The 10,339-nt window shown below is 64.1% G+C and carries 8 protein-coding genes; 6 read left to right on the top strand and 2 right to left on the bottom strand.

Annotated elements, in window-relative coordinates; all coding sequences use genetic code 11:
• The 5 genes from AB0N14_RS06610 to AB0N14_RS06590 all read left to right on the top strand — a co-directional run.
• Window positions 1-544: hypothetical protein (locus AB0N14_RS06610; RefSeq protein ID WP_366024594.1), on the top strand; the 544-nt coding region annotated here is incomplete at its 5' end.
• 1,065 nt (window positions 545-1,609) lie between these two features.
• Complete coding sequence (locus tag AB0N14_RS06605; protein ID WP_366024593.1) at window positions 1,610-2,794, top strand: DNA cytosine methyltransferase; 1,185 nt, start codon at window positions 1,610-1,612, stop codon at window positions 2,792-2,794.
• Entirely contained in the window at window positions 2,791-5,148 is a 2,358-nt protein-coding gene (locus AB0N14_RS06600; protein ID WP_366024592.1) for an ATP-binding protein, read from the top strand. The genes AB0N14_RS06605 and AB0N14_RS06600 overlap by 4 nt, the downstream gene beginning before the upstream one ends.
• Window positions 5,145-6,797, top strand: coding sequence for a helicase-related protein (locus tag AB0N14_RS06595; RefSeq protein ID WP_366024591.1), 1,653 nt, complete (start codon window positions 5,145-5,147; stop codon window positions 6,795-6,797). The genes AB0N14_RS06600 and AB0N14_RS06595 overlap by 4 nt, the downstream gene beginning before the upstream one ends.
• The gene (locus AB0N14_RS06590; protein ID WP_366024590.1) at window positions 6,797-7,417 is read left to right on the top strand and encodes a hypothetical protein; all 621 of its coding nucleotides are present in this window, start codon (window positions 6,797-6,799) and stop codon (window positions 7,415-7,417) included. Before AB0N14_RS06595 ends, AB0N14_RS06590 begins: the two co-directional genes overlap by 1 nt.
• On the opposite strand, the gene AB0N14_RS06585 is transcribed toward AB0N14_RS06590, so the two are convergent.
• On the bottom strand, window positions 7,368-7,781 hold the full coding sequence (locus tag AB0N14_RS06585; RefSeq protein WP_366024610.1) for a very short patch repair endonuclease: 414 nt from the start codon (window positions 7,779-7,781) through the stop codon (window positions 7,368-7,370). The genes AB0N14_RS06590 and AB0N14_RS06585 overlap by 50 nt on opposite strands.
• A gap of 1,860 nt (window positions 7,782-9,641) precedes the next feature.
• Between AB0N14_RS06585 and AB0N14_RS06580 the strand changes: the two genes are divergently transcribed.
• Window positions 9,642-9,833: a hypothetical protein gene (locus tag AB0N14_RS06580; protein WP_366024589.1), complete on the top strand. Its 192-nt coding sequence runs from the start codon at window positions 9,642-9,644 to the stop codon at window positions 9,831-9,833.
• Here AB0N14_RS06580 and AB0N14_RS06575 read toward each other — a convergent pair.
• On the bottom strand, window positions 9,808-10,272 hold the full coding sequence (locus AB0N14_RS06575) for a very short patch repair endonuclease (protein ID WP_366024588.1): 465 nt from the start codon (window positions 10,270-10,272) through the stop codon (window positions 9,808-9,810). The two genes, AB0N14_RS06580 and AB0N14_RS06575, sit on opposite strands and share 26 nt — an antisense overlap.
• Between the last annotated feature and the right edge of the window lie 67 nt (window positions 10,273-10,339).

The following is a 10,339-nucleotide window of genomic DNA, read 5'->3' as shown; positions in this document are numbered from 1 at the left end:
ACTGTTCGTGCTGGTCATACGGGGGTGGACTCCTGTCTCGCCCAGGAAGGATAACCCGGCATACCCGGTGTCTCACCACAGACTGACAGGGAGGGCTCCCGCCACATCGTGGGGCATGCTGGTCGCCATGCCCATGGCTTCTCGCACCCACGCGCAAACTCACCAGGCAGGCCGTCACCTCGCTGTTGCCGAGGCGCTCCTGCGGGGGCTGCCGGCCAGACTAAAAGGCGCCCAAACCTACGTCGAGGTTGGCGGCCACACCGCGCAAGTGATGGTGGCCGCCAAGGGTGCTTGGATGATTGCGGACATCGAGAAGTTCGCAGCTCTGACCTGTACCCGAGTCATACTCGTCCACATCACAGCGGACGGGAGGTATTTCTACGTCGCTGACGGCGACACGCTGCGTGCCGAAGTGCAAACCCGCCACAGGCGGTTCTTGGAGCAAGTGGGAGGTGTACGCCCTCGCAACCCCGACTCGAGGAGCACCGTCATAAAGCCCGAGGACGTCACCGCTTGGCTGGACCAGTGGGAGCTTCTGGCGTAGCCCGATCTCGCCCCCTGCCCATCCATGGTTCCGGAGGCCGCTTGGGGGCCCGGGCAACGCGGCAGGTCACGGCCCTCCACGTGGCAGATTAGGCGGGACCAGTCCACGGGTAGTCCACGGCGGACCGGCACCGCCTTCGCGCCCTCGACCAAGACCATCGTGGACGTTTGGCTGATCGCGGCTCTGCTCAGGTCTGCCCTCAGGTACCGGCGTTGACTAGGAGGCGCGCGCCCCAACCGACGCCGGTCAGCCACTGCCGCTGGGATGTCGACCTGTCAGGGGCGCGTGGGCCTGGCTGCTTTGGCGGTTCTAAACCCGCCCGCCCAGTTCCATGTCTCGCCGTCAACGAGCCTATAGGGCCATCGAAGATCACAGTACGGTCACGTATCGTCACAGAATGAACACATCCTAAGTTGATCGGCTAGGTTGATGGGGCTTTCATCGGCAAGGGGGATGAAGTACTGACGGGTGGGGAGCCTGTGTGTCCTGCGGGTAGATCTGTTCATCTGTCCGCATGCTGTGCTGCCGCGCAGTCATCAGTGCTGCTGCACCGTGACGTTGCCCGCACGGCTTCGTGATTACGCTTCACCTCGCAGGACCACGGGGAAGATCAATGGAGCTGAACACCGTGACCGACTCATACGCGAGCTTCGGCGATGCTCCAGTCGCGAGAGCCGGGGGGCGGGCTAGTGCGGAGATGGTCGGCACTATGTACGGCCAGCGGCTCAAACCGCATCGACAAGGCGCGGGGGACTGTTACCAACAGGCTGGCATTGTCGATGACTTGCTCGCACCAGGCGCGGCCGGTTGACGAAGGTCCAAGGGCGGCCGGGGGGGGGCGACTGCGCGTTGTCGGCCGTCGGCTACCTCGGCGACGTCGCGTGAACCGTGGCGCCAAGCGCTTGCAGCCCGGAAGGCGATCAGGAGACCAACAGGTCCTGGCGAGGTCGTCGGGCCGTGCGGCATCATGATATTCAGACAAAGGCGATGGTTGGAAAGAAGTGCATGTCTGAAACTGCGGTCGTCCCCCGAGGAGTTGTCGCTCGCCACCCCTCCCTCCTATTGATGAGGAACACGCCCGCCCGGCTCGCGAGCGTGGAGTTGTTCGCTGGCGCGGGCGGGCTCGCGCTGGGTTGTCAGGAGGCTGGCTTCGACGCGCTGGCAACTCTGGAGTTGGACAAGTGGGCCTGTGACACGGTGCGACAAAACCAGGCTCGAGGTCACGAGCTCGTCGCGAACTGGCACGTCGAGGAATGCGATGTGCGGGACTTCAACTGGTCCCGCATCACCGACGAGGTGGACCTCCTCGCCGGTGGGCCGCCGTGCCAGCCGTTCTCCATTGGCGGCCATGGCAAGGCGGACGACGACGAGCGTGACATGTTCCCGGCCACGACGGAGGCGGTCGCCCATCTGAGGCCCCGCGCGTTCATCATCGAGAACGTCAGGGGCCTGGCACGCCCGAGGTTCGCTGATTATTTCCAGTACATCCAGGCCAGGCTTTCGATGCCCCTCCTCACCGCGAAGCCCGGCGAACTGTGGGCGGATCACCTGCGGCGACTGCAGGACGCGCGCAAGGACATCGGCAATCAAGAGTTGGCCTACCGGGTCACGTCGGCCTTCGCCAATGCGGCGGACTACGGAGTACCGCAACAGCGACAGCGCGTCTTCCTGGTCGGTTTCCGAAACGATCTAGACGTGACCTGGGAATTTCCGCATGCCACGCACTCGAAGAGAGCGCTACTGCATTCCCAGTGGATCACTGGTGAGTACTGGCAGGAACACGAAGTGCCCAAGGCGAGACGTCCAGAACGGCCTAACGTTCCCATACCCGCGGAACTGCGGCCGGACGAGGTCAAAGCACGCTGGCGCACCATACGTGATGCGTTGGTCGGTCTCCCCGAGCCGACGCTCACGGGTGCTACGGGCGTCCTCAATCACGTCCTTCAGCCCGGAGCTCGTTCCTACCCGGGTCACACTGGTAGCCCGATAGATTGGCCAGCCAAGACGTTGAAAGCCGGGCGTCACGGGGTCCCTGGCGGCGAGAACATGCTGCGTGAGACGGACGGCTCCATACGCTATTTCACGGTCAGGGAAAGCGCACGCCTGCAGACCTTCCCGGACGACTACGAGTTGCATGGCCCTTGGGGCAAGGCGATGCGCCAGCTCGGCAATGCGGTGCCCGTCGAGCTAGCGCGGGTCGTGGCTACCAGCGTCCATGCCGCCCTGCGCGCGGAGGGATCCGAGTCATGACGGAGACGGAGACGAGACCTAACACCCTCAACCTGATGCCGTCCCCGCGGATCTTGGAGATGATCGCGGAGGTCGACCTTCAACTTCACCAGTGTCTGTGCGAGTTGATTGACAACTGCCTCGACGAGCTCATTGAGGCCACCCGTGTCGATGAGACGTTGGAACCTCGAATAGACATCACCCTGCCGACGGCGGGCAAGGCGAACAGGGGCGCCAAGGTCGTCGTGAGTGACAACGGCCGGGGGATGTCTCAGGAGGAATTGGGTCACGCTCTGAGCGCCGGCACGTCGGGTAAGCAACGGTTCGGCAGCCTCGGCCTGTTCGGCATGGGCTTCAACATCGCCACTGCTCGCCTCGGCACGGTGACGGAGGTCCGTACGGGACGACGTGGCGACGACCATTGGATCACCGCCACTATCGACCTTCGAGCGATGCAACAGCGGTCGTCGTACGAGGTGCCCCTTCGCTACGATCCGAAGGATCTCGACGAGCACGGCACTCTCGTCTCGGTCACGAACCTCCGCGAAGACATCGTCGACAAGTTGAGGTCGGCGAGTTCGATCCGGGAAGTCAGCAAGAACCTGGGGCGAATTTACACCTACATGCTGCGTGATCCCGACGGGCCTCATTCAGGCGCGGAGCTGATGGGCGGCTTGAACCAGCGCCTGTACGTCAACGGCCGCCATGTACCCCCTCTCGTACCATGCATCTGGGACCCGACCCGGTCGGTCACGTACAAGGCCGGGAAGGTGCCTGCCGCGGAACCGATCGACGTGCCACTCACCAACGCGTTCGCATGCATGAACTGTGGTCGCTGGTACACCTCAAGGCACGATCAGTGCGTTGATTGCGAGAGCACTGACATCCAGGAGCGAGAGCGCCGGATCGTGGGATGGCTGGGCGTGCAAAGGTTCGCCGACAAGTCCGATTTTGGTTTGACATTCCTCCGGTACGGACGCGCGATCACGACTAGGGACCGGTCACTGTTCGACTGGGAGGGGCCGGACGGGGACATCGAGCTGGAGTATCCGATCGAACTCGGTATGGGCCGCATCGTCGGTGAGATCCATCTCGATCACGCGCCGGTCAACGTCCGCAAGACCAACTTCGACACGTCGTCGCCGGAGTGGCGGTACATGGTCGCGAAAGTGCGAGGCGACCTGCCTTTGCGTCCCCAGCTCTCGAAGCGCCTGTTCAATCGGGAGAACGACTCCCCGATGAGCCGGTTCTTCAACGCGTTCCGGGAGAACAAGCCGGGTCTCCGGTACCTCATGCCCGGTAACGGCAGCACCGCCATCCACACTGAGGCGAAGAGATGGGCACAGAAGTTCCGCAGCGGGGATCCGGAGTATCAGACCGACGAGAAGTGGTACGACGCCGCAGTCGATCATGACCGGATCAAGAACGGACCACCACCGGAGCCGGCCTCGCCCTCTGACGAGGATGACTGGCTAAAGGAGGAGGGGCTCGGACATCTGGGAGCGGGGGCGGCCGACGGCCCCACACCGTCCAAGGATCAGAAGCAGCCGGATGTAGCCGCGGAGACGCTGCCGGAGACCGAAGAGCAACGCTTCGCGAGGTACAAGGAGCACGCGATGCTGCTTCCCGACACCGACCGCGAAGTTCGCCTCGGTACCGCTCAGGCGTTCCTTCGCGTCTATGTCACCACCGGAGTCGAACTGATCAAGGACGGCCAACGGCAGCCGACTGTCGTTCGGATCGTAGCTGGCGAGGTGGAGATCTACGTGGATTCCGATACCGCGCTGATCGCGCGGTACGGGTGGTCTCCGCTGAACGTCGCGCTCTTCTGCGCGGCACCACAGTTGAAGAACGTGTACTCCGTGTCGGGCTCCATTGATGGACTGGTGACCTCGATCCTGGAGCAGTTCCCTGACCGGCGAGTGCACTCGAGTGCGGTGCGTGCCCGCGCGGAGATGCTGCTGGAGGGCCTGCGCGAGCGGCTCGCCGACCTCACTTCGAAGGACGCGTCCACGTTCTGGTCGGCCCTGTCCGGCGAGTCAAAGCGGGCTGCCGAGTCGTACGCCATCGCGGTGGCACCGGACGTCAATTGGAAGGCTGCGGTAGAAAACGGCGAGTTCGCACGCTACCTGGGCGCTGAGGGCATCCTCGACCTCGTTACGAACGCTCCCGAACTGGTGCTGGACGGCGGCTTGTTTCGTAGCACCTATGCGGCGCTGGGCGAGGAGACGCAGGCGGACCAAGTGGCCCGCGTCAGCGCCTTCCTCACTGACCTCAAGCGGATGGTTGTGGGTCCACCCCTGCAGAACACCCTGGAACTGTCCCGCTTGCTCCTTACTGCGGACCTGCTGGACTCGGAGATCGTCCAGGCATGAACCGATCATTCCTAGAGCCGGCCTTCCTCGTCGAGGAGGGCCCGAAGGGCTTCACGCGCCAGCTGGAGCGGTTGCTCGGCCTGATCTCGTTCACGGACGTGGTCAACATCGATGGTCCCGGGGACAAAGGCGCTGACCTCCTGGGCCGACTCAACGATGAGGACTGGATCTTCCAGTCAAAATGGAAGAAGTCGGGCAATGTGGATCGCGAGGCGGTGGACGAGGCCCACGCGGCGATGCGGCATTACGCCATCCACCGCGCGGTCGTAGTCACCAACCGACTGTTCACCCAGAAGGCCAAGGAGCGAGCGGACGCGCTGAGGGAGGTCGGAGTAAATGTGACCCTCTGGGACGGCCGACGACTAGCGACGATCTACGATCGCGCTCCGCAGCGAGTCACACCGTTCGACCTCCACCCCTATCAGGACCGCGCCGTGGAAGCGGCCTGGGCCGCCCTACAGGACACTGGTGAAGCACTCATTTACCTCGCCACGGGCCTTGGCAAGACGGTTGTCGCCGGCAGGGTGCTGCGACGATTCCTCCTCGCCAACCCGGGCTCCAAGGTGCTGGTCACCGCGCACATGATCGACCTCGTGGAGCAACTCGAACGGGCGATGTGGCGGGACATCCCCAAGGACGTACCGACCCGTCTGCTGCACGGCGACTCGAAACCGGACTCCCTGCCAGGCGTCACCTTTGGCGTATCGAACACGGCACGTGACTACGTCCAATCGGGATACGACCCTCAGCTGGTGATAGTGGACGAGGCGCACCACGTGGGAGAGGCCGGGAACTACGCCACCCTGATGGGTCTGCTGCCCAAGGCCAAACGGATGGGTGTGACTGCCACGCCGTGGAGGGGTGACAAGTACGACATCGAGCGGACCTTCGGTGAAGCAGTCGAGCGGGTGTCCATCTCGGAGGGCATGAGACTGGGGTACCTCGCCGAGGTGAAGTACCGTGTGTTCGCCGACAACATCGACTGGGACTTCGTCCGCCACGCCTCCGAGCACGGCTACTCCATCAAGGACCTGAACAAGCGTCTCTTCATCCCCGAGCGGGACGAGTCGGTCCGGGAGCATCTTGAGAAGGTCTGGGACCGGACCACAAACCCCCGCGCCATCATCTTCTGTCAGACGATTGAGCACGCGGAGCGGATGCGCGACCTGCTCGCCCGACGGCCCGGCTGGGAAAGGTCCGAGACGCTGCACGCCAAACTGAAGATGCGGGAGCGCCGGACACGACTACTCAGGTTCCGCTCGGGAGAGGTGCCTATCCTCGTCGCCGTAGACATCCTCAACGAGGGCGTCGACGTGCCCGACGTCAATATCCTCTGTTTCGCCAGGGTGACCCACAGCCGGCGCATCTTCGTACAGCAGCTTGGCCGCGGACTACGTCTTCGTAAGGGGAAGACCCACGTGGAGGTGCTGGACTTCGTTAGCGACATCCGGCGGCTGGCTGAGGTGTACGACATGCGCGGACAGGTGTCCGAAGGCGAAATCGAGCAGGTGTCGGTTGGGCGGAACCAGTTCGAGTTCGAGGACCTGAGGGTGAAGGGGCTCCTGGATCAGTGGATGGCTGACGTGGGTGACCTCGGGGGAGCCGACGACAGCGTCCGTTTGGAGTTCCCGCCCATCGAGGGGGTGTGATGGCGGTCCTTCCGGAACCGATCCGCCTGGAGATTTTCGCGGAGTTGGCCCGCCACTTCGACGCCGCACGGTGGGAGGAAGTCTCTCCACCTGCTGCAACGGAGATGTACGACCGCTTCGCCAAGGATCCCAAGATCGGGGGGCGACTCGCTCAGTTCATGCCCACGGAGAAGATACGCCCGTGGATCAAGGACGGACCGGCGAAGCAGTATCGCAGGGCGCTCGAAGGCCTCGGGCCCATGGCCCAGATGACGTCACGGGAGTACCCCGGTCCGCGGTCGGTAGTCCGGCTCGCCCTCGGCGCGGGTTGGACCCCTCGTGCTGAGACGTTGGACGTGAAGCCAATGCGGTGCTTCGCTGACGGTCCCGACGGTGAGGCGGCCTTCGTCACCTGGGGCCCGATGAACAGCCTTCAGGGCATGGTCTGGCACGCCTGCCTACGCCGAGCGGAGTCCGAGTCGCAATTGATCACCATTGCCGTCACCAAGCCCAACACCGCACCGCTGCCCGACGACGACTGGCAGCTCGCGGTCTCGCTGGCCAGCATCTTGAGAGCACGATGCGAGCAGGTCACTTACGCCGTCTCTCGGAAGGCGACCGCTGGCTTGCGGACCGTCTGATCACTTCGTTCTCGATCTTGTCGGCCACCTCGACCGGGTCAGCGTGCTCCCAAAAACGAAGAACGGTCCATCCCGCTACCGTGAATGCCCTGGTGGAATCTTGATCACGCCGCTGATTCTGCGCGACCTTGGCCGCCCAAAACTCCTTCCGATTCCCCTTTGCCGGCCGAAAGTGCTCCGGACAGCCATGCCAGAAACACCCGTCGATCAGGACGGCGACCCGCTGCCTGGTGAAGGCGATGTCGACCGTCCGCCGGAACGTGGACACAGGCTTGAAGTTCACCCGGTACCGGAGCCCGCGTCGATGCAACTCCCGACGCACTTTCATCTCGGGTGCGGTGTCTCGCCCTCGGATTCGGGACATACGCGCACTGACGACCGGGTCGACACCCGCAGACATCAGACTTCTCCACTCAAACTCTTAGGCTTCAGCGGCGACCTCGACAGGCCACACGTCCGTCAACACGCCGACGAGATGCCAACCGGCCGAGTTGCCATTGTGTGAAACCGAACATGTGATCTTGTGCGCTCAGTTCACCAGCATCGGCATCCTAATGGCAGCGGCGCAGGGAGAGGGATCCTTCGAAGACAACTCGGAGGCCGCGCTACTGATGCTGCAGCGCCATGCCGCATCCTTGGCCAAGCAAGAGTTGAGCAGCGTCGCGGAGAGCGCGACCGTCGAATGATCACGCAGGTATCGAACGCTGTGGTTAGTCCTCGCCCGAGCAGTACCAGGCCATCCGTCGACGGTGGCGTCCTGGCGGTCGCGGTCTCTGCCTGCGCCCATCACGCCGGCGGGGCTGCTGGTGTCCCACTGGCACCCTGTCCGCCCGCCACTGTAGTCCCCGCACGCCCGATCACAATTCGGATACTCGCCGTACCGGCGGAACCACTGCTCGGTCGGCTTACTTTTTCTTGCCCTGGGTCTTGCCGGGTATCTTGGTGAACTGGGTTTTCGCTGGTGAGGGGCGGTGGGACCGTGCGCTTGCTGGTCGTCGTTGGTCGTCTTTGGTTGCTGTCGAGCGGCCTCGGACGGCCCGGAGACGGCCCAGCCTCGGCGCGCTCGGCTGACGGCCAGCACCTTCAATGGCTCCGTCTGAACCTCAGCCAACGACAGCCAGCCACGACGGCGGGTCCGTCGACCACCCCAGGCGCGCGTGTGCCTCGTTGCACCCCCGGCCTCAGCCACGCTGTCTGTGCCGTCGACCAGAGAGCAACCCACGACGGCCGGCCTGTGACGACGGCGCCTGAGCCCTCAGCTTAAGAAGCTGCGAGCATGAGCGGTCCGTTCGCCCGCTTACCTGGGTGAACGGTCTGAGAGCTGCCTGCCGGCCTCGGCTGCGTTCACCGTGGTTCCCCGTTGTTCCCCGCTCGATCTGGTGCATGTGGTGCAGCCGTGATCATCCGCGTTAGAACCCGATGTCACCTGAACACGCAGACGACGCGCCCATAGTCTTCGATCTGCTGCTGTTGTTCGTCGGGACGAGGTGCGTGCTCGTCGTCTCCACACCTGAGGACTGTTCCGTCGTCTCCTTCAAATACGGAGACAACGCCTCCGTGATGGCTACAGGCCCCTTGGCGGCCAGTGGAGTCTGACGGTCACCCGTCTGAGCACTCGTAGCCCTGATACGTCCAGCGAACTGGCGTGAACGTGGCGGATGGAGCTCCAGACCTGACCCGTGGATCCTCATGATCATCGTTCCACCCACTGAGTTGGGCTGTGATCGGGAGGACGACGAAGATCCCTACGCCGATAAGGCCCGCCACGGAGTAGGCCACCACCCGAGCGACCCGCCACGCGCGGCTCTGGACAAGCCTTGCAGGAGACTGGGCACGGAAGACTTCTAGCAGAGCAAGCGGCTGTGGCGGGCTTCTTCGCCGACGTTGGCGGCAGCCCTCCACAGCGTCAAGCGGCGTGCTACTGGTCGTCGTGTCTGGCTTTCCGCAGACCCACCAACACGCTTTCCAAGTGTGCTCGTGCCCGCCGGAAGGTCGTACGGGACCGTTCACCTGCGTTTATGGGTGCTCGTTGCCCTGGGTATCGACTTGCGCTCGTACTCATCCGGACGGGGCGGTACGCGTGCGAATGAGACCAGAAGTGAGACCACTGCCCGGACCGGCACAGCCGGGTTGCCGGGCAATCGACCAGGTCCGACCGGGCGCCCTGACCTGCCACGTCACCCGTCGGTTGCGACGGCGGCCGCGGCATAGAAGGCTCTGCCTCGTGCTTAGGGAACCTATCCAGCTGACGATCGCAGAAGACGGCTCGGTCGTCCTCCCCCTTGGGGTGCTCGCCGAGGCAGGGCTATCGCCCGGGAGCTCCGTGCTGGCCTACAGCAACGGCGACGGCCGGCTCGTGCTGCGCAGGGAAGAGGACGCGGTACAGGACCTCATCCAGTTCGGGCGCCTCGACTAGCCGGGGCAGCGGCGTCAAGAACCGCGAGGATGCGCTCTACGGCCTCCTCCGGAGCCTCGTGCTCCCATACGCGGACGACTGTCCACCCTGCGGCTCCCAGGGCCTCGTCGGCGGCCCTGTCCCGTGCGACGTTGCGCTCTAGCTTGGGTCCCCAGTACCCGCCGTTGACACCAGGTTGCCGACCGTGCTCGGGGCAGCAGTGCCAGAAGCACCCATCCACGAAGACAGCCACTCGTGCGCGCGTGAAGACGATGTCCGGCCGTGGTCGTGCACCCTCCAGCTGCAAGCGGACATCAACGCGGTACCGCTTGCCTGCGGCGTGCAGCAAGGAGCGGATGGTTCGCTCGGGCTTGGTATCCCGCCGCTTGATCGCAGCCATGTTGCGCGAGCGGCCGGGAGTCGGCGGCGTCGGCGATGCGGGGTCACTGTTGAGGGCCATCGGTTACACCGTAGCCAAGAGTGAGTGTCAGACCCTCGGTGTTGGATGGGTCAGGATAGTAGACCTG

The organism is Streptomyces sp. NPDC051104, from assembly GCF_040682835.1.
Classification (GTDB): domain Bacteria; phylum Actinomycetota; class Actinomycetes; order Streptomycetales; family Streptomycetaceae; genus Streptomyces; species Streptomyces cynarae.
This window is presented reverse-complemented; position numbering and strand designations above follow the sequence as displayed.